Here is an 18,130-nt window from a genome sequence, read left to right on the forward strand (position 1 = left end):
TTCTTACTGCCTCACGTAGTCCAGAAAGTTTTTCAGCAGGTCCTTACCTACATCAGTCATAATCGACTCCGGGTGGAACTGGACACCCTCTACCGAGAACCGGCGATGACGCAGCCCCATAACGATACCATCCGCCGTCCGGGCACTGACCTCAAGACAGTCGGGCAGACAATCACTCATTACCGCCAGGGAGTGATAGCGAATAGCAGGAAAGGGATTGGGCAGCCCCTTGAAGAGACCCCTTCCGTCGTGATAGATAAGCGAGGACTTACCGTGTTTGATTTCAGCGGCGCGGCCGATCTTAGCTCCGTAGCTGTAACCGATACACTGGTGCCCCAAACAGACACCCAGGATAGGGAGCTTGCTACCGAATTCACGGATAACCTCATTGGATATGCCGGCCTGCTCCGGAGTGCCCGGCCCCGGTGAGATAACGATACGCCGGGGTAACCTGGCATCAATTTCCCCCAGTTTTACTCTGTCGTTACGGACTACCCATACCTCTTCTCCCAGCTCGCTCAAGTACTGGTAGAGGTTGTAGGTAAAGCTGTCGTAATTATCTATCAAAAGCAGCATGGCTGACCATCTCCGCCTGTTCCATCGCTGTTATTAATGCCTGGGCTTTGTTTAAGCTTTCCTGGTATTCACGCTCGGGAATACTATCGGCGACAATACCCGCGCCAGCCTGAGTATAAGCAACACCATCCTTGATAATACTGGTACGGATGTTTATGGCAGTATCCATATTACCGGAGAAACCGAAGTATCCCACTGCACCGGCATAGGGCCCCCTCTTGTCCGGTTCCAGCTCAGCGATAATCTCCATCGCCCGAACCTTCGGTGCCCCCGACACTGTCCCGGCCGGGAAACAGGCACGCAGGGCATCGAACTGGGAAAGACCGTTCTTCAGTCTGCCTTCGACATGCGATACCAGATGCATAACGTGAGAATAGCGTTCAATACCCATAAGCTGAGTTACCTTGACTGTACCCGGTTCGCTGACCCGCCCGATATCATTACGACCAAGGTCCACCAGCATAATATGCTCGGCACGTTCCTTCTCATCGCTCTTAAGGTCTTCTTCCAGGGCCAAATCCTGGGCAACATCTCTACCCCGGGGACGGGTACCGGCAATGGGGTGGTTGGATACTATTCCGCCTTCCACCCTTACCAGTAACTCAGGAGATGCCCCCACAATGTGGCAGTCCCCCATTTTAAGATAGTACATATAAGGCGATGGGTTGAGAGAGCGTAGCGCCCGGTACAGGGTAAAGGGACTGGCGGTGGTCGGTCTGGCCAACCTCTGAGACAGGACTACCTGGATAATATCACCGGCACAGATGTACTCCTTAGCTCGACGCACTCTTTCCTCAAACTCTGTCCGGGAAAGGTTCGAGGAGGCTGGAGCCGGGGATTGTTCATGTGAAATAGATAAATGGTATTGAGGGCTAATCGGCTGCCTTAACCTCGCCACCAGGACATCAATTTTATTGGTTGCATTCCGATAGGCAGCCTCAACATCGCCGTTTACATGAACATGCGAGACCACCTTTATCTTATGGGTGAGATGATCGAAAATGAGCAGGGTGTCCGCCAGCATGAATACTGATTCTGGAAGGCCCAGTGTATCAGACTGAGGGGAAGGTAGCTCTTCAAAGTAGCGGGCGACTTCATAGCCCAAGTAGCCGACCATCCCTCCATGAAAACGGGGCAAGCCGCTGTCAGTCGCCAGTCGGAAACGAGCGAGCTCCTTTTCGATAAGGGATAGGGGATCAACAGAATTATTGGTCTCGGCTCTCAGAACCAGGGCGGGCTCGGTACCGATAAAGCTGTAGCGGGCCAGTTGCTCGCCACCCTCTACACTCTCGAGTAGGAAAGAGTAATCCCCGCGAGCTACCTTAAGATAGGCAGATACCGGCGTTTCCAGATCAGCCATAATCTCACAATATACCGGTATCAGATTACCATATCTGGCCAGTTCTCTAGCCTCATCCAGTGCAGGATAGTACATATTATCTCCCAATAAAAAACTCCCAACCCCTACAAAGGGGCGGGAGTTCAACTTCCACGGTGCCACCCTTCTTAGCCCTCACTCCATAATCAGAGAATAAGGACTATCTCTATCAGGTACAGAAGCAAGAATCTACCTCAATACCCTGGAATACAATAACGCTTTCCCTGCGTCAAGACCTACTTATTGCTGAATCAGCAATTTTCAGCCTGCGGCTCCCAAATCCATTCACCATCTGCGCCAGCACCGGCTCACACCCTACCCGGCTCTCTGAGCCTCGCTTGAAGGCTACTACTCTTGTTCACAGCCTTTACAATATTCAATTGGATAGGATGTTAACATAATATCAATCGTTTGTCAATAGCTACCCCCCTACTTCTATCAGAGGGAAATATTACGGCTGATGCGGTTGCTTATAATATTTGGACGGGTGTGATAAAATGTACAAGGAATGGATTGGAACTCTGTTTCGCAGTCGGGAGGGATCGCATAGTGGTCTAGTGCGGGCGCCTGCTAAGCGCTTACCTTGGGTAACCGGGGTCGTGGGTTCGAATCCCACTCCCTCCGCCAGATAAAATGCCCCTTAGCAAGGGGCATATATTTTAATAACCGGTGTAAGGCTATGCCTCGATATTATATCTGGACTATCGGTTGTCAGATGAACAAGGCTGAATCCGAGCGACTCGGCAGTTGCCTGGAACAGCACGGGTATCAAAGGGCGACCGCCACCGAAAAGGCTCAACTGATTGTACTTAATAGCTGTGTGGTACGGCAGAGTGCGGAAAACCGGGTTATCGGCAGGCTGAACGCTCTTAAGACACTGAAAAAGTCATGCCCTGACCTTAAACTGGCGGTTACCGGCTGTTTGGTAAACTCAAAGACAGACGAACTCAAAAAGAGCTTCCCTTTCGTTGATTATTTCTTTAAGCCCGGAGAAAATCCGCCCTGGCTGGAGGATCCAATACCAGGTCCGATATTACCCCGACATCCATCAACAGTCACTTTCGTCTCCATCATTCAAGGCTGTAATAATTTCTGTTCCTACTGTATCGTTCCTTATCGTCGTGGCCGGGAGAGAAGTCGCCCACTTGAATCAATAGTAGCTGAAGTGAAGGAGCTGGTGCGCCATGGCGTAAAAGAGGTGGTCCTGCTGGGACAAAACGTGGACTCATACGGGCAGGATCTTCCGGAAAAGCCGCAGTTATCCGATCTGCTTGGTGAGCTTAATACTGTGGATGGACTGGTCCGCATCCGCTTCCTGACCAACCACCCCAAGGATATGAGCCTCAGGCTCATTAATAAGATAGCCTGTCTGGATAGGGTCTGCGAAGAGATAAGCCTCCCTGTGCAGTCGGGCAGTGATGATATTCTGAAAGCAATGGGACGAGGTTACACTGCAGAGCACTATCGCCGGCTCATAGAAGAAATACGCAGCAGAGTGCCGGGAGTAGCCTTAAGCACCGACGTCATTGTCGGCTTCCCCTACGAAACGGAAGAGCAGTTTCAGAAAACATTTGAACTGATCTCCGAGCTAAAGTTTGACGTAGTCCATGTCGCTGCATATTCAGTGAGGCCGGGGACTGCTGCTGCCGAGAGATTTCCCGATAATGTTCCGCTGGCTGTGAAAAGAGAGCGATTGAAAAGGGTGGAAAAGATTCAGGAAGAAATAGCGGCTGCAATTAATGCCCGGCTATTGGGTAAGACAGCTGAGGTCCTGGTAGAAGGTAAGAAAAAGGGGCGGTGGTGGGGCCGGTCTCAAAACGGTAAACTGGTCTTTTTCGATAGCAGTTGCAACTGCCTGGGACGACTGGTCAAAATAGATATTGAGAAGACAAGTCCATGGGCGCTGCAGGGTAGTATTAACACCAATCGGACTGATTAAAGCAAGGAGGGATAATGGACACCAACATAATATACATAATCGCCTTTCTGTGTGTGCTTGGTTTAGTATTCTATTTCTTCATGATCAGACCACAGCGAAGGAGACAGCAAGAGCACGATGAACTGATAAATCAGTTGAAACAAGGGGACAGTGTGATCACCGCCGGCGGCATATATGGGCGGGTGGAAGATGTCGGTCAGGACAGCGTCGTCCTGAAAATAGAATCAGGGGCCACAATGAGAGTGGCTAAAAGCAGTATCGCCGGTAAAGCAAAATAATAAGTACGATCCGGCATCTTTCCCTTATTCCAATGAGACAGAGACGTACAGCAACCGGTAACCTGATAGAGATGGCAATGGATAGTGTTGATAACCTTAAAACGAAGATAGCGGAGCTGAAAGAAAAGCTAAGGGCAGTCATTGTCGCCCACAATTATCAGAGTCCCGAGATACAGGATATCGCCGATTTTACCGGCGACTCCCTGGAGTTAGCCCGCAGGTGCACCGGGGTGGATGCTGAAACCATCATATTCTGTGGCGTACATTTCATGGCAGAGACAGCGGCCATACTTAGTCCCGAACGTACCGTCTTACTGGCTGAAGGAAGTGCCGGTTGCCCTATGGCTGATATGATTAGTGCCGATGAGCTTAAGGATTGGAAGCTGAGATACCCCCGGGCGTCGGTAGTCTGCTACGTAAATTCAACAGCCGGAGTCAAGGCAGAGAGTTATAGCTGTTGCACATCGGCTAATGGAGTCAAGATAGTAGATGCGGTACCCAACGACGAGATTCTCTTTGTCCCTGACCAGAATCTGGGGCACTTTATATCCACTCAGACCAGAAAAAGGATGATCCTTTACCCCGGCTACTGTTATGTGCACCACCGGATTAAGCCAGCGCAGGTGAAGATGGCAAGGGAGCTTTATCCCGATGCCACGCTCATCGTCCATCCCGAATGCCGACCGGAAGTAGTAGCCCTGGCTGATGCTGTCCTCAGCACCTCGCAGATGCTCCGCTATGTCAAAACAAGTTCGCAAAAGAGCTTTATCATCGGTACCGAGGAGGGACTGCTGCATACGCTACGTAAAGAGAACCCCGGTAAATCCTTCCATATGCTATCAAACAGCCAGGTCTGTACCGACATGAAAAAGACAACCCTGGCGACGTTAGCCGAGACGATGGAGATGAGAAGGAACAGGGTAACTGTTCCCGAGGAGATAAGGTTGAAGGCAAAGCAGGCTGTTGAGAGAATGATTGCGGTAGGGTGAAGAAAAAGGAGCACAGGAGTGTGAGCCTGGTGAATAAATTCAGACCGTCTAATGAACAGATTGATGGCATTATTAACCTCGCCCTGGCAGAGGATATTAGTCAGGGTGATATCACCAGCGAAGCCTTGATACCAGCCAAACTTCAGGGTAAGGCAATCGTGCTGGCTAAGGAAGAAGGAACTCTGGCCGGTGGAGAAGTAGCCAGACAGGTTTTTCTCAAGGTATCCCCATCACTTAAGGTGGAGCTATTGATAGAAGATGGTACTTTGATTCATCCCGGAGATATCATAGCTACTATTTACGGACGGGTAATAGATATCCTCAAGGCAGAACGGGTGGCTCTCAATTTCTTACAAAGGCTAAGCGGTATTGCTTCGCTTACTGCCCGCTATGTTGCCGAGACTACGGGGCTTGGAGTCAGTATCTGTGACACCCGTAAGACTACCCCCGGACTCAGGATACTGGAGAAATACGCCGTGAGTGCCGGCGGTGGCAAGAATCACCGTTTTCATCTCGGTGACGGCATCTTGATCAAAGACAACCACCTCTCAGCACTACGCACCCAGGGAATGAGCATAAAGGATATCGTGGCTCAAGCGAGACGAAATGCCCCCGAAGGTCTGACGGTGGAGGTCGAGGCCGATACTGTTTCAGAAGCCCTGGAGGCAGTTCAAGGTGGGGCCGATACGATCCTGCTCGATAATATGAGTCCGGATGAAATACGCCGTGCCGTGGGACTAATACCGGGGCATGTCAAGACAGAGGCCTCGGGAGGTATTACCCTGGCGAACGTACGTGCCATAGCGATGTCCGGAGTGAATACTATCTCAATCGGCGCGCTCACCCATTCAGTAAAGGCTTTGGACATCAGCCTGGAGCTTGAACCGGAGACCATCCAGCCAGTTCATACGAAATAGCCCGTGCCGACCTTTTTGACATGCGATATCCGGCCTTTATCTTCCCCGGCTTAAAGAGACTGATAATTAATACAGATGGCAAGCGGCACTACTTCTGGCACTTCGGACATAGGCCAAAGAAAGCAAGGTGCTTCATATTGACCCTGAAGCCGTATTTCTCTCTAATTTCGGTCCACAACGGGTTCAATATCGACTCTTCGACGTCGACAGTTTTTCCACACTTCTCACAGACAAGGTGATGATGATGGCCTTTCCCAATACTGTGGTAGCGTACCCGCCCATCGCCCAGGTCAGTCTCGGTAACCATTCCCAGTCCCTTCAGTAGCTCCATAGTACGATAGACAGTAGAGATATTCATCTGGGGATAATGGTCACAGATCTGAGCATATATCTCCTCAGCACTGATATGACCATCCGTTTCCTCTACAGCTGTTAGTATCATTATACGTTGTGGTGTCAGGCGGTAGCCTAACTCACCCAGTTTACGACCTATTGCTGTAGTTTGACTCATTCGACTTTACCCTGCTTGATAGACCAACTATGAACAAATTATAAACAAGAGATTAATTCATGGCAACAAACAATGCAAGAGCAATTATACAGATGGGTCATTAACGTTTATCACCGCTGTCCAGCATAATGGTTACCGGACCGTCATTATGAATCTCCACCTGCATATATTGCTGAAAGCGCCCGGTGGCTAAACTGAGTCCGGTATCACGAACTTCCTTGACAAAGTATTCGAAGAGTTCTTCAGCCCGGGATGGCGGTGCTGCCTCGGTAAAACTGGGGCGGCGCCCCCTCCTGGTATCTGACAGAAGAGTGAACTGGCTGATTATCAGTATTTCTCCGTTAATATCCAGAACGGAACGGCTGAACCTGCCCGCCTCGTCAGCAAAAATACGCAGATTCACTGCCTTCTGCGCCAGGTACTGCGCATCCTTTCCAGTATCACTATTAGCAATACCGATAAAGGCTACCAGCCCCTGTCCGATTTTACCCACTATCTCATTGTTGACACTGACCGAGGCACTGGTAACCCGTTGCAGGAGTGCCTTCACAACTACTTTCCCGTTTACTGTTTCTTAGCAGGTTGCTTCGCCGCTCCTGAGCTAACATCAGTATTGCGGCTGTCGGTAACATAAAAACCGCTCCCCTTGAAAATGATGGGTGCAGAGTGAAAAACACGACGAACTTTCCCCTCGCACTGAGGACATATAGCTATCGGTTCTTCATCAAACCGCTGCCTTTTTTCAAAACGGAAGCTGCATTTATCACACTTATATTCATAGGTGGGCATCTACATCACCTCACGGATACTTGTATCACTGTCTCACTGGCTATTTTACACAAATAATCGCCATAAAGGCAAATTCAGGCGATGCGACATTGGTATCAATGATCAGTAGACCGAAATAGGCGCCAAAATTAAATTGATTCCCCCTAGACTTCGGGGTGAAAAAGGTGTAAAATTTAAGCGGTTAGCGGAGTGGATAAGTATATGTAGTTATGACCGCATTAGCAGCGAAAGATTATCGGATAAAGAAGGCACCGGGCTAATTGATAGTCGGTGCTCTTCGCATTTATAGGGAGGTGTAGTTATGCAGTCAAGTCTGATTGGGAAAATCGAAAAGGCCAAGCGCTATGCCCAGGAAACCGACCGAATCAGCTTCTCCGATTTCTCAGTAGAATTCCGCGGAGAGAATGACAGCTACACTACGGGATATAAGGATGGCAAATGGCATTGCTCCTGCCACTTCTTTTCAAGCTGGGGGCTTTGTAGTCATACCATGGCACTGGAGAAGATTCTGGGCAATATGCTGCCCGAGGAAGCCAGGATCACTCAGGAGCCCGTTAACCTGGGTTAAGCTAAGCTCTGGGTTGCTCTCTTTTGCTTATCAAGCCGCTCCCTGATTCGGTTTGCTTGATTACCTCGGCCACCACGAACAGGGAGCCGGTAGCACAGACGAGATCTTCGGGCCCGGCCATTTTCACCACTAGCGATAACGCTTCGGGAATTGACTCCGTTGATCGTGCTTCTACTCCGTATTTTCTGAACTCAGCCTTCAGGCGAGCCGGCCCCATCGCCCGGGGATGGGCGGAACGAGTAACGATCACCCTGTCGAAAGCGGGCGCCAACTCAGAGACAACACCGGCAACATCCTTGTCCGAAGAAGCTCCCATAACCAGGACACTTCGTTTGAAGTCGAAGTATACTTTCAATGACTGCCTTAACCTTCGGGCAGCATCAGGGTTATGGGCTCCGTCAACGACCAGCAGCGGCCGGCGATTCAGTATCTGAAGCCGACCTGCCCAGCTTGTCGCTGCCAGTCCACTGGTAATACTATCCCGGGAAAGACTGAAACCCCTTACCGATAACACCTCCAAGGAAGCTAACGCCGTAGCAGCATTCTCTAACTGGTACTGGCCGAGAAGAGGAATGGCTAGTTCGTAGCTGTCCAGTCTCCCCTCGACACGGAGTAGCTGTCTCTTACCATCAAAACCAAGGTTTCGCCAGGTAATATCTTTACCTACCATAACCAGCTCCGCTTTCTGATCTCGGCACGCTGCTACTATTACCGGTACCACCTGATCGAACTGTGGGGCAAGTACCAGCGTGCCGTCAGGCTTGATGATACCCGCCTTTTCTTGGGCAATTTTGGCCAGTGAGTCACCCAGCACTGCCGTGTGATCAAGACTGATTGAAGTAATAACACTAACCTCCGGCAGAATCACATTGGTAGCATCGAACTTGCCTCCCATCCCCACCTCCAGTACCTGAAAATCAACCCCCTTGAGCTTGAAATAGGTAAAAGCGAGAGCGGTCAACAACTCAAAGGTAGTCAGTTGACCATGGTCAGCTTGCTGATTTACACGCTCGACCTCTGGTTTCATCTCATTTACTATGGAGGTGAGCTCATCTTCGGTGATCAACGTACCGTCAACCCTGAAGCGCTCCCTTATCGTATTAAGGTGCGGGGAGCTATAGAATCCTGTCCGATAACCCGAGGTTGTAAGGGCTGAGGCAATCATTGCAGCGGTACTCCCTTTGCCGTTGGTACCACCAACATGGACTGACCGGGCTGATAAATGCGGGTTGCCTAGTCGTGCCAGCAGTTCTTCAACACGTCTCAGGTCATAATGAGCCAGGGCATGCGGCATCGGTATCTTCTCATAGTCAATATGACTATAAAGGTAGTCCAGTGCCTGTTGATAGTCCATTATAATCCGACGAAAGGAGTCTAAGAGGTTATCCACCAAGTTTACCGCCATTATAGCACTTGACGCTAAGCAACGGCTACTGGTACTATCACCTTACGCGGTTGAACCGCTTATTTAAGGAATGAAATGAACTTTATTGAAAGGCTGACCGAAGCTGCTCACAGGAACAAGAGCCTTGTCTGTATCGGGCTTGACCCTGACTCTCAGTTGATGCCCCGGAACAGGAGTGTCTTCGAATTTAACCGGGCGATTATCGAAGCTACTGCTGATCTGGTTTGCGCCTACAAGGTCAATTTCGCTTTCTATGAAGCTATGGCTGACGGTGGGTTCGACTCCCTGAAACGTACCATCAGGTATATCCCTGATGGCATACCGGTTATCGGTGATGCTAAGCGCAGTGATATCGGTAATACGGCAAGGGCCTATGCCAGGGCTATCTTCGATAACCTCAACTGTGATGCCGCCACCGTAAATCCCTATCTTGGCTTTGACTCGATAGAGCCGTTTATTAACTACCGAGACAAAGGCATATTCATCCTGTGTCGGACATCAAATACCGGCGCTCTGGACTTCCAGTCACTGCGCTTTGATGAGACGGAAACAGGGAGCCATGCTCTGTTTGAACTGGTTGCCCGAAAGGCCGAAATATGGAACAAGTACGGTAATATCGGGCTGGTAATCGGCGCTACTTATCCTGAGGAACTGAAGATAATCCGTGAGGCCCACCCCGATATGCCTCTCCTTGTGCCGGGTATTGGCGCCCAAGGCGGGGACCTCGCCCTGGCAATCCGTTACGGGATCGATGCCCAGAGCGAGAGGATTATTATCAATTCATCACGGCAGATAATATATGCCTCAGCGAATGACGATTTTGCGGAGGCAGCCCGGCGGGCGGCCTCATCACTGCGCGAACAGATTAATTCCTGTCTGCCTTGATTTCCCAGAACAGGCGTAATGACTATCGAAATAAAACTGGGCGATGTGGTTCGCCTCAAGAAGAAGCACCCCTGTGGCAGCTACGAGTGGCAGGTAGTCAGACTCGGAGCTGACATCGGAGTCAGGTGCCTTAAGTGCCAGCGTCACATCCTCCTTAAACGCAGTATCTTCGAGCACAGGGTAGTAGCCTTCATTTCCCGGGGAGACTGACGACTCATCGCTATACTCATACAAGAATAAGATAAAAGCCGGGTTAAAACCGACTGGCAGAGAGATCCGGTAGACCCAGCCAAATGTCTACATCCTCCTGCATTCTTCACGAATTTCGATAACCATACCCCCGGGACTGGTATCGAAATAGCACCAGCGACATCCCTCAAATACAGCCGCCAAGAGCAATGTGTGCCCCTGCTTCTGCAGTTTTGTCACTATTTCATCATAATTAGCTACACCATAAGCGATGTGATGTATCCCCTCGCCCTTATCTCTAATGAAATCGGCCCAGATCGATTGTTCGTCGAGTGGCTGAAGCAATTCTATCGAGTGCGTACCTAACCTAATAAAAACGAGCCTGACCTTAAAGGGTTTACCAACAACCAACTCTCCAGATCTGGCTTCGTAGTCGATAACATCGGGAGTACCGATATCCCATATAGAAGAAATGAACCTGGTACTTTTCTCGGCATTTTTTACGGCGACACCCAGATGAACGACACTGGGCAACAGAATAGACCCTTTATCCAGTTTCCACTGCAACACCTTACTAACCCCCTTTGGTCAATGATCAACTTGGCAAACTCAAAGTATTGTTTCTCAGGAAAAGGCACCCCTTCATACGCCGATTCTATCGCAGTAAGAGACCTAAAACACACCGGCAGGAGGAGGGGTAAGCTGGACTATCATCTCTTTACGGCCAGGATATTCCTGTACCAGCCGGTTGCGCTCACCGGCTTCGTAGTCGGTAGAATCGAAGGCGGGTGCCATAGTAGTACCCAACAGGGCAAAACTTCCCCCTCTCTTTAAGAAGGAACCCTGCCATACTCCCCTGGGTACAGTGAACTGAACCTGTTCCCCATTATCTATCGCTGTCCCCAGGGCTATCAAACGGGACATACCATCGGGGTATAGATTAAGCATAATGACAGGATCACCGCAGTAAAAGTGATAGGTCTCATCAGTAGGCAGCCGGTGGAGCCGGGAACAGGTATCCGGTATCAGCAGATAGTATATTGCGGTGGCGAATGATTTTCCGGTAGTATACCTGTCCGGCAGCGCATCAAGAGAAACATTTTCTACCGAGCGGTAGGTTTCCCGATAAAAACCGCCCTCTTCCGGAAGAGGTTTCAAACCCAGGGCACTTATTATCTCATCCGCTGATAACATCATTAACCAATCAACTTACGCGGCATCTAATATAACACTTAACCTGATTTTAGACAAATCGCCTGCTTGTGTTTCCATCTTGGTAATGGATATAATAGGTCAAATCAGTCCTATTGAGAGGAGTAGTCTAAGATGCCGCTATATGCCTATTTTAACAAGCAATTTGTTCCTATGTCTGAAGCCAGACTAGGAGTTATGACTCATTGCCTGCACTATGGCACCGGTGTTTTCGAGGGCATTCGCGGTAATTGGAATAGTGACGGGCGGCAGCTTTATATCTTCCGTCTCAACGAACACTACCAAAGACTGCTTAACGGCTGCCGTGTGCTTAATATCGATCTGTCCCATACTATTGACAAGCTCTGTCAGATCACTGTGGAGTTGATAGAAAAATGTGGTTTTGAGGAGGACATATACGTCCGTCCTTTAGCCTATAAGAGCTCAGAGGCGCTGGGTGTTCGGTTGCATAATCTGGATGATGCCTTCATGGTCTTTGCCTTCCCCTGGGGACCATATTTGGATACGAACGGGGTGAAGTGTATAGTTTCTTCCTGGCGTCGCCCCAGTGAGACACCACAGGCTAAAATTACCGGCCTTTACGTGAACAATGCTCTGGCTAAGACCGAAGCTGTCAAGAATGATTATCACGAGGCGATTATGCTTACTGCCAGCGGCTATGTCTCCGAGGGGAGCGGTGAGAACATCTTTCTGGTCCAAAACGGCGGACTGGTGACGCCGGGCGTCGATGATCTTATGGTAGTAGGAATTACCCGTGACGTTGTAATTAAGATGGCACACAACGAACTGGGTATAGAGACCACAGAACGGCATATCAACCACAGCGAACTCTACACCGCCAGCGAATGTTTTTTGACCGGAACAGCAGCTAATATCACCCCGGTGGTTGAGATAGATGGGCGTAAGATAGGCAGCGGCAAGGCGGGTGAGATAACCAAGAAATTGCAAAAAGCCTACTCTAACGTAATAAAGGGACAAAACCACAGATACTGTGAGTGGTGCACCCCGGTCTATAAAAACGGACCGGCAACAAAAGGCCGACAGGCTATTCCCTGACCTCGCTCACCTTCAACGACCGCAACAGGCAAAGGACCTGGCAGCTTGCCTCAAAAAGAGTGGTGTAGTTATGGGCTTCTTCCAGCAACTGACCGATAGCAAAGCTGCCGTGACCACGAACCATAACAATATGATATTTCTTAAGCGCTTCAGCGATGATATCAGCTAATCCACCCGGTTTTACTTCCATATTCCAACCGAGAACAGGAACACGCTCCATTAAGGGAGATACTTCGCTACAATTGGGGGTAATCTCGGTTTCCATTAACGACATAGCAACAGCATGCGGCGGATGGGCATGAACAATGGCTAATGCCGAGGTTGCGCGATAGATAGCCCGGTGGACGGGCAGTTCGCTCGATGCAAGCGGTGTAAAACGATCGTTTTTGTCTATTCCGGTCTCTATCAGATCGTTTTCCTCCAGACAGCCAAGCATACCTCCACGGCGTGTAATCACCAGGCGGTCTCCCATTCTGACACTCAGGTTCCCGCTGTTGGAGCAGACCAGACCGCGACTACAAAGGTCACGACCTGTACTTTGAAACTGGCCTAGGAGCATATCACCCTTTCTCTCTTCCGGTGCCGACCTTACGATGTTGTCAGACCATACCACTTTAGTGTATATCAGCCACCTACTAGTTTATACCTACTTAGCAATAGACATCAAATCAGACTATCTGCCCGGACCAAGCTGCCTGATAACTGCAATTACTCTACCCTGAACTTCCACGTTATCAGGTTCGACATATATTGGCTTCATCCTGGTATTGGCTGGCTGAAGCCGTATTTTCCCGGCTTCAGAGTAGAATTTCTTTAAAGTTGCTTCCCTCTCTGCCTTAAGCCAAATAGCAGCCACCTCGCCGTTATCCACGGCATTGACATACTCCATCAGCACAATATCACCATCGCTGACCAGAGCATCCACCATTGACCACCCCCTCACCCTTAGAGCATAAATCCCATCGCGCCCCCGGGTCAAGTCTCTGGTCACCTCTATAGTTTCTGCAAAAGCAGCCGTATCCCAAGTATCGGAGGTAGGTACCGGTATCGGCTTCCCTGCCGCTATTTGACCGATAACGGGTACCAACAACCGATATTTGAAATGCGTGGAATGAGCAACCAGCCCGATACCACGTGCTATTTCGCCGTGACGACGAATGTACCCGTTCCTTTCCAGAATATCCAGGTTATATTTAACCACTGATGTCGAACTGATTGCACATCCACTGGCAATATCCCTGATAGTAGGTGGATAGCCCCTATCTTCCACAAAACGATAAATAAAGTCGATAATCTGTTGTGGTTTAGATGATAGTTCCTTTACCATATACCCTTCCAGGGAATCCGCACAAAACGAACATCAGTTCTACACCACCATAATACCAAACATAGCCTATGGTCAATACCACCGGCTACGATTCTTAAGAATATTTGGTTAACCTTCCGTTGAAGACATGGCCTGTGCCTGATTGAGCTTCTTCGTCAGGCGTGATTTACGTCGGGCAGCATTATTAGCGTGTATGATCCCTTTCTCAGACGCTTTATCCAGAACACTGACCGCGTCTACCACCGCCTCCCGACCCAGATTAAGCTCTCCTGATAAGATGAGCTTCTCGGCTTTGCTTATCTTGGTCTTGCACAAACTGCGAATGGATTTATTGCGGAACTGTCTCCTTTTGGAAGCCCGCACCTCTTTTTGAGCTGATTTACTGTGTGGCAACATCTACCTCCCTAATTGTTTAGATTAGCTTGAGTCGAGGGGTTGGTTTTTGCGGTGGGTTCGCTTCCCACACGGGTAACGTTTATTACCCCCCTGATCCCCTCGATTTTTCCTAACATCCGACTCAGCTGAGCCAGACCGTTTGTCTCCAAAGTAAAATATTCGGTGACAGTATTGTCATCATGTCGAACAGAACTAGCAGCGGCTATGTTGACCTTCTCTTCAGCCACGATTGTAGTAATGTCACGCATCACTCCAACCCTATCCCAAGCATCAACGCGGATATTGACTGGGTACAGTGCAGCGGTACTTCCCCAGTCCACCGAAATCAGCCTTTCTTGTTCGTCCTCGTGGATTATATTATAACAGTCCTGACGATGGATTGATACTCCGCGACTACGTGTGACATAGCCGATAATACTATCTCCGGGCACGGGATGACAACACTGGGCCAAATGGGTCAGCATATCTCCTGAACCTAGTACATTAACAGTAGGTATCGTTCGTTTGACCGGCGTTACTCCCGTTGTTTCTTTCTGCTGTTCCTGTTGAGCAGATAATTTGACGGCAATCTGATGGGTAGAAATACCACCGTAGCCAATAGCTGCCAGAAACTCGCCCATATCGTCGTAGTTGAGCAGTTTGGCCAGCTCCTCCCGGCTGCTAAGTTTTATCCCCAGTCGCCTAATCTCTTTATCAAGTAGCTCACGACCACGCTCAATATTCTCCGTTCGCTCCTGTTTTCTGAACCACTGTCGTATTTTCTCTCTGGCATGAGATGTTTGGACGTAACCCAATTGGGGATTCAACCAGTCTAGACTTGGTTTCTTATCACCCTTGGTAGTCATAATGTCTACGATGTCGCCATTCTGAATTCGATAATTAAGCGGTACCAGCCTACCGTTAACTCTGGCCCCTATACAGCGGTGTCCCAGCTCGGTATGGATACGATAGGCAAAATCGAGTGGGGTAGCGCCCTTGGGCAGGTCCTTAATCTCACCCTTGGGGGTATAAGCAAAAACCTGGTCAATGAATATATCAGTCTTGACCGACTCCAGAAACTCTTCAGCACCACTTAGCTCACGCCGCCACTCAATCAGCTGACGAAGCCAACCTATTTTCTCCTCAAAGTGCAGATCCTTCTTTTTGCCTTCCTTATAGCGCCAGTGAGCCGCTACACCGAACTCGGCAACACGGTGCATATCATAAGTACGAATCTGTATCTCCAGAGGAGTACCGCCATACATTACCACTGTGTGCAAGGATTGATACCCGTTCGGTTTGGGATTAGCAATATAGTCATCGAAATCACCGGGTAAAGGACGCCACAAGTTATGGATAACACCTATAGCAGTGTAACAGCAAGGTACGGTATCAACCAGTACTCGTATGGCTAGCAGGTCATGTATATTGTCAAAGGTTTTCCCCTGGGCGGCATAGTTCTCCATTTTCTGATTTATACTGTAAATGTGCTTGGGCCGACCCGATATCTCAACTTTCAGACCTATACGATCAAACTCTGCCTCCAGGATTTGAATTACCTGGGCTATTACGCTCTCCCGCCGGGCACGCCGGGCGGCAACCAGCCTGGCCACTTTTCGATATTTCTCCGGCTCCAGATATCGGAAGGAGAGGTCCTCCATCTGCCATTTCAACTCCCATATCCCCAGGCGGTGGGACAGTGGAGCATATATCTCCAGGGTCTCCCGCGCAATCCGGCGCTGCTTCTCCGGGGGTAATACACCCAGAGTGCGCATATTATGCAATCTATCGGCCAGTTTTATGAATACTACGCGGAGGTCCTCCGCCATGGCTACCAGCATTTTCCTCAGATTTTCCGTCTGCTGTTCACTTGCTCTGGATACGGAAACGCCAGCTCCTGTTCCTGAAAAAGAAAGTTTGCTCAGCTTGGTGACACCATCGACCAGCTTGGCTATTTCGGATCCGAAGGTAATCTCAATATCGGAAAGCGGTATATCACAGTTCTCCAGGACATCATGCAGCAAGGCAGCAGCAACAGAGTTAGCATCAAGTTGGAGTTCTGCCAGAATTAACGCAGTCTGTATCGGGTGCTCCAGATAGGGCTCACCTGATATGCGTAACTGTCCCTCGTGGGCTTTCCGGGCAAAGTCATAGGCGCTCTCGATCAGAGCTAGCTTCTCCGCCGGAAGATATTCCTCAACCTTGGCTTTTAGCTGACTGTAACTCACCACCCACCTTGCCAACCGATAGGATTAGTTAAGTATAGCGTAACGCGTTTAACGGTGCAAAATCCACCTACGCCTTATCGCCGATGCCAGAATCAGTACGCTACCAGTATTCCACGATGGTAAACGTCCTACCTTGTGTTTCTCGTATCGCCTCTTGCCAGCGAGGCAAAGATACCGGCAGTACACAGGGCAGTGAAAACTATGAATGCTATTTTGGTGCTGCTCAAAAATAACGGGTAGTGTTCCGGCGTAATTTCTACTCTACCGATATATATGGTAAATAGCAGCATCGTAATTCCCATGCTGAAACTCATCCCAATCTGCCGCATGGTTGCCATTGTTGCTGAAGCTACCCCGTAGAACCTTTGTTTCACAGAGCTCATTATGGCATTGGTATTAGGAGAAGTAAACAGAGCAAAACCAGCGCCCATAAGGACCAGAATACCGATGATAAAACCCAGACTACTATTTTCATTGACAAAAATAAGTACGGACAGCCCTATAGCATTAATCCCCATACCGATCGAGGCGAGTATCCTGGGTTCAATCCGATCGGAAAGTCTGCCGGCGAGCGGTGATAAAGCAGCCTGTACCACAGGCATTGCCACCAGAACGAGACCCGCATTTTGCGGATCAAGCCCTTTAATGTACTGCAAATACAAGCTTAACAGGAAACCAACAGCGAATAGCGCGCTGTAATTAAGCAAGGTTGCCAGGTTAGAGAAAGCAAAGACTCTGTTCTTTCTAAAGAGGCCTATATCCAGAAGCGGATGCTTGACCTTTATTCCTCGCCGGACAAAATAAAAGGCTCCGGATATACCTGCTGCCAGTAGCCCGATGCCCAGGGCATCGGGTAGCCGGGAAAAACCATATATTATGCCTACCAGCGTAAGCCCATAGATTACAGCACCACCATGATCGAATTTCTCCTCTTTTGCCTCAGCCCATTCCCCCTTCATTTTCCATAGAATCAGGATAATTATTATTATGCCCAGTGGTATAGTAGCCAGGAAGATGCTTCTCCAGCCGAAGTGCTGAGTCAACATTCCACCAAGTACAGGGCCGAGAGAAAGTCCTGAGTATGTCATAGCGACGCTTATACCCAGTGCCTTACCCCTCTCCCCTGATGGAAACACCGAAGTCACGATAGCCAACCCGGTAGCGAATATCATGGCGCTGCCGATACCCTGGACAAAACGTAATGAAATCAGCAGATTAGCAGAATGGACAAACGACAAGAGGAGAGATGAAATGGTATAGATGATTACACCATAGGTAAGAATCTTCTTTCGTCCCCGTATATCAGAGAGGCGCCCAAACGGCACCAAGGACATTACTGAGGCCAGAATGAAAGAGGTAGTGACCCAGCCCAACGAAACAGCATCCATGTGGAGTTCTCTGCCAATCGAGGGCAGAGCTATGTTAACTGCAGAACCCATAAATGCTGCTAAGAAAAAGCTTAACGAGACAACAACCAGAGTTATTCTTCTCATTTTTTACTCGCTGTC

General features: G+C 49.4%; 21 protein-coding genes and 1 tRNA gene. 9 read left to right on the top strand and 13 right to left on the bottom strand.

Going from position 1 to position 18,130, the window contains the following annotated elements; translation table 11 throughout:
- Positions 1–3 precede the first annotated feature (3 nt).
- A complete protein-coding gene (locus PHI12_00585) occupies positions 4–576 on the bottom strand; it encodes an aminodeoxychorismate/anthranilate synthase component II (GenBank protein ID MDD5509306.1) in 573 nt (190 codons plus the stop codon).
- Positions 557–2,023 carry an anthranilate synthase component I gene (gene trpE, locus PHI12_00590; GenBank protein MDD5509307.1) on the bottom strand — a complete coding sequence of 489 codons (1,467 nt, stop codon included), beginning with the start codon at positions 2,021–2,023 and terminating at the stop codon, positions 557–559. Before trpE ends, PHI12_00585 begins: the two co-directional genes overlap by 20 nt.
- A 466-nt stretch (positions 2,024–2,489) precedes the next feature.
- Between trpE and PHI12_00595 the strand changes: the two genes are divergently transcribed.
- From PHI12_00595 to nadC, 5 genes are all read left to right on the top strand, one after another.
- Positions 2,490–2,581, top strand: a tRNA-Ser gene (locus tag PHI12_00595).
- Between the two features lie 52 nt (positions 2,582–2,633).
- Positions 2,634–3,893, top strand: coding sequence for a MiaB/RimO family radical SAM methylthiotransferase (locus PHI12_00600; GenBank protein ID MDD5509308.1), 1,260 nt, complete (start codon positions 2,634–2,636; stop codon positions 3,891–3,893).
- A gap of 14 nt (positions 3,894–3,907) precedes the next feature.
- Positions 3,908–4,171, top strand: coding sequence for a preprotein translocase subunit YajC (yajC, locus tag PHI12_00605; GenBank protein ID MDD5509309.1), 264 nt, complete (start codon positions 3,908–3,910; stop codon positions 4,169–4,171).
- 32 nt (positions 4,172–4,203) lie between these two features.
- Positions 4,204–5,160, top strand: coding sequence for a quinolinate synthase NadA (gene nadA, locus PHI12_00610; GenBank protein MDD5509310.1), 957 nt, complete (start codon positions 4,204–4,206; stop codon positions 5,158–5,160).
- Between the two features lie 29 nt (positions 5,161–5,189).
- A complete protein-coding gene (gene nadC / locus PHI12_00615) occupies positions 5,190–6,077 on the top strand; it encodes a carboxylating nicotinate-nucleotide diphosphorylase (protein MDD5509311.1) in 888 nt (295 codons plus the stop codon).
- An 88-nt stretch (positions 6,078–6,165) separates the two neighbouring features.
- On the opposite strand, the gene PHI12_00620 is transcribed toward nadC, so the two are convergent.
- The 3 genes from PHI12_00620 to PHI12_00630 form a co-directional block, all read right to left on the bottom strand.
- A complete protein-coding gene (locus PHI12_00620; GenBank protein ID MDD5509312.1) occupies positions 6,166–6,588 on the bottom strand; it encodes a Fur family transcriptional regulator in 423 nt (140 codons plus the stop codon).
- Between the two features lie 100 nt (positions 6,589–6,688).
- Complete coding sequence (gene dtd, locus PHI12_00625; GenBank protein ID MDD5509313.1) at positions 6,689–7,138, bottom strand: D-aminoacyl-tRNA deacylase; 450 nt, start codon at positions 7,136–7,138, stop codon at positions 6,689–6,691.
- A gap of 14 nt (positions 7,139–7,152) precedes the next feature.
- Positions 7,153–7,377, bottom strand: coding sequence for a zinc ribbon domain-containing protein (locus tag PHI12_00630; protein MDD5509314.1), 225 nt, complete (start codon positions 7,375–7,377; stop codon positions 7,153–7,155).
- 301 nt (positions 7,378–7,678) lie between these two features.
- On the opposite strand from PHI12_00630, the gene PHI12_00635 reads away from it, so the two are divergent.
- The gene (locus PHI12_00635) at positions 7,679–7,945 is read left to right on the top strand and encodes a hypothetical protein (protein ID MDD5509315.1); all 267 of its coding nucleotides are present in this window, start codon (positions 7,679–7,681) and stop codon (positions 7,943–7,945) included.
- 1 nt (position 7,946) lies between these two features.
- Here the strand turns inward: PHI12_00635 and PHI12_00640 are convergent, their stop codons facing one another.
- On the bottom strand, positions 7,947–9,350 hold the full coding sequence (locus PHI12_00640; protein MDD5509316.1) for a bifunctional folylpolyglutamate synthase/dihydrofolate synthase: 1,404 nt from the start codon (positions 9,348–9,350) through the stop codon (positions 7,947–7,949).
- A 75-nt stretch (positions 9,351–9,425) separates the two neighbouring features.
- Between PHI12_00640 and pyrF the strand changes: the two genes are divergently transcribed.
- On the top strand, positions 9,426–10,235 hold the full coding sequence (pyrF, locus tag PHI12_00645; protein ID MDD5509317.1) for an orotidine-5'-phosphate decarboxylase: 810 nt from the start codon (positions 9,426–9,428) through the stop codon (positions 10,233–10,235).
- Between the two features lie 18 nt (positions 10,236–10,253).
- The gene (locus PHI12_00650; GenBank protein MDD5509318.1) at positions 10,254–10,445 is read left to right on the top strand and encodes a DUF951 domain-containing protein; all 192 of its coding nucleotides are present in this window, start codon (positions 10,254–10,256) and stop codon (positions 10,443–10,445) included.
- Positions 10,446–10,532: 87 nt separating this feature from the next.
- Here PHI12_00650 and PHI12_00655 read toward each other — a convergent pair whose 3' ends face one another.
- Positions 10,533–10,994, bottom strand: coding sequence for a VOC family protein (locus PHI12_00655; protein ID MDD5509319.1), 462 nt, complete (start codon positions 10,992–10,994; stop codon positions 10,533–10,535).
- A 102-nt stretch (positions 10,995–11,096) separates the two neighbouring features.
- Positions 11,097–11,621: a cupin domain-containing protein gene (locus tag PHI12_00660; protein ID MDD5509320.1), complete on the bottom strand. Its 525-nt coding sequence runs from the start codon at positions 11,619–11,621 to the stop codon at positions 11,097–11,099.
- Between the two features lie 129 nt (positions 11,622–11,750).
- Here PHI12_00660 and PHI12_00665 point away from each other — a divergent pair, with 129 nt between their 5' ends.
- Positions 11,751–12,692, top strand: a complete 942-nt coding sequence (locus tag PHI12_00665) for a branched-chain amino acid transaminase (GenBank protein MDD5509321.1) — start codon at positions 11,751–11,753, stop codon at positions 12,690–12,692.
- On the opposite strand, the gene PHI12_00670 is transcribed toward PHI12_00665, so the two are convergent.
- From PHI12_00670 to PHI12_00690, 5 genes are all read right to left on the bottom strand, one after another.
- A complete protein-coding gene (locus tag PHI12_00670) occupies positions 12,682–13,251 on the bottom strand; it encodes an aldolase (GenBank protein ID MDD5509322.1) in 570 nt (189 codons plus the stop codon). The genes PHI12_00665 and PHI12_00670 overlap by 11 nt on opposite strands.
- Positions 13,252–13,365: 114 nt before the next feature.
- Complete coding sequence (gene lexA / locus PHI12_00675; GenBank protein MDD5509323.1) at positions 13,366–14,019, bottom strand: transcriptional repressor LexA; 654 nt, start codon at positions 14,017–14,019, stop codon at positions 13,366–13,368.
- A gap of 108 nt (positions 14,020–14,127) precedes the next feature.
- On the bottom strand, positions 14,128–14,412 hold the full coding sequence (gene rpsT / locus PHI12_00680) for a 30S ribosomal protein S20 (GenBank protein ID MDD5509324.1): 285 nt from the start codon (positions 14,410–14,412) through the stop codon (positions 14,128–14,130).
- Positions 14,413–14,423: 11 nt separating this feature from the next.
- Positions 14,424–16,622: a bifunctional (p)ppGpp synthetase/guanosine-3',5'-bis(diphosphate) 3'-pyrophosphohydrolase gene (locus PHI12_00685; GenBank protein MDD5509325.1), complete on the bottom strand. Its 2,199-nt coding sequence runs from the start codon at positions 16,620–16,622 to the stop codon at positions 14,424–14,426.
- A 128-nt stretch (positions 16,623–16,750) separates the two neighbouring features.
- Positions 16,751–18,115, bottom strand: a complete 1,365-nt coding sequence (locus PHI12_00690; GenBank protein MDD5509326.1) for an MFS transporter — start codon at positions 18,113–18,115, stop codon at positions 16,751–16,753.
- Between the last annotated feature and the right edge of the window lie 15 nt (positions 18,116–18,130).

This window comes from Dehalococcoidales bacterium (assembly GCA_028716225.1).
In the GTDB taxonomy this organism is placed as follows: domain Bacteria; phylum Chloroflexota; class Dehalococcoidia; order Dehalococcoidales; family UBA5760; genus UBA5760.

Coding starts and splice junctions, on each gene's coding strand:
- PHI12_00585 (MDD5509306.1), bottom strand. CDS start 576: ATGCTGCTTTTGATAGATAATTACGACAGCTTTACCTACAACCTCTAC.
- PHI12_00600 (MDD5509308.1), top strand. CDS start 2,634: ATGCCTCGATATTATATCTGGACTATCGGTTGTCAGATGAACAAGGCT.
- yajC (MDD5509309.1), top strand. CDS start 3,908: ATGGACACCAACATAATATACATAATCGCCTTTCTGTGTGTGCTTGGT.
- nadA (MDD5509310.1), top strand. CDS start 4,204: ATGAGACAGAGACGTACAGCAACCGGTAACCTGATAGAGATGGCAATG.
- PHI12_00620 (MDD5509312.1), bottom strand. CDS start 6,588: ATGAGTCAAACTACAGCAATAGGTCGTAAACTGGGTGAGTTAGGCTAC.
- PHI12_00630 (MDD5509314.1), bottom strand. CDS start 7,377: ATGCCCACCTATGAATATAAGTGTGATAAATGCAGCTTCCGTTTTGAA.
- PHI12_00635 (MDD5509315.1), top strand. CDS start 7,679: ATGCAGTCAAGTCTGATTGGGAAAATCGAAAAGGCCAAGCGCTATGCC.
- PHI12_00640 (MDD5509316.1), bottom strand. CDS start 9,350: ATGGCGGTAAACTTGGTGGATAACCTCTTAGACTCCTTTCGTCGGATT.
- pyrF (MDD5509317.1), top strand. CDS start 9,426: ATGAACTTTATTGAAAGGCTGACCGAAGCTGCTCACAGGAACAAGAGC.
- PHI12_00650 (MDD5509318.1), top strand. CDS start 10,254: ATGACTATCGAAATAAAACTGGGCGATGTGGTTCGCCTCAAGAAGAAG.
- PHI12_00660 (MDD5509320.1), bottom strand. CDS start 11,621: ATGATGTTATCAGCGGATGAGATAATAAGTGCCCTGGGTTTGAAACCT.
- PHI12_00665 (MDD5509321.1), top strand. CDS start 11,751: ATGCCGCTATATGCCTATTTTAACAAGCAATTTGTTCCTATGTCTGAA.
- PHI12_00670 (MDD5509322.1), bottom strand. CDS start 13,251: ATGCTCCTAGGCCAGTTTCAAAGTACAGGTCGTGACCTTTGTAGTCGC.
- lexA (MDD5509323.1), bottom strand. CDS start 14,019: ATGGTAAAGGAACTATCATCTAAACCACAACAGATTATCGACTTTATT.
- PHI12_00690 (MDD5509326.1), bottom strand. CDS start 18,115: ATGAGAAGAATAACTCTGGTTGTTGTCTCGTTAAGCTTTTTCTTAGCA.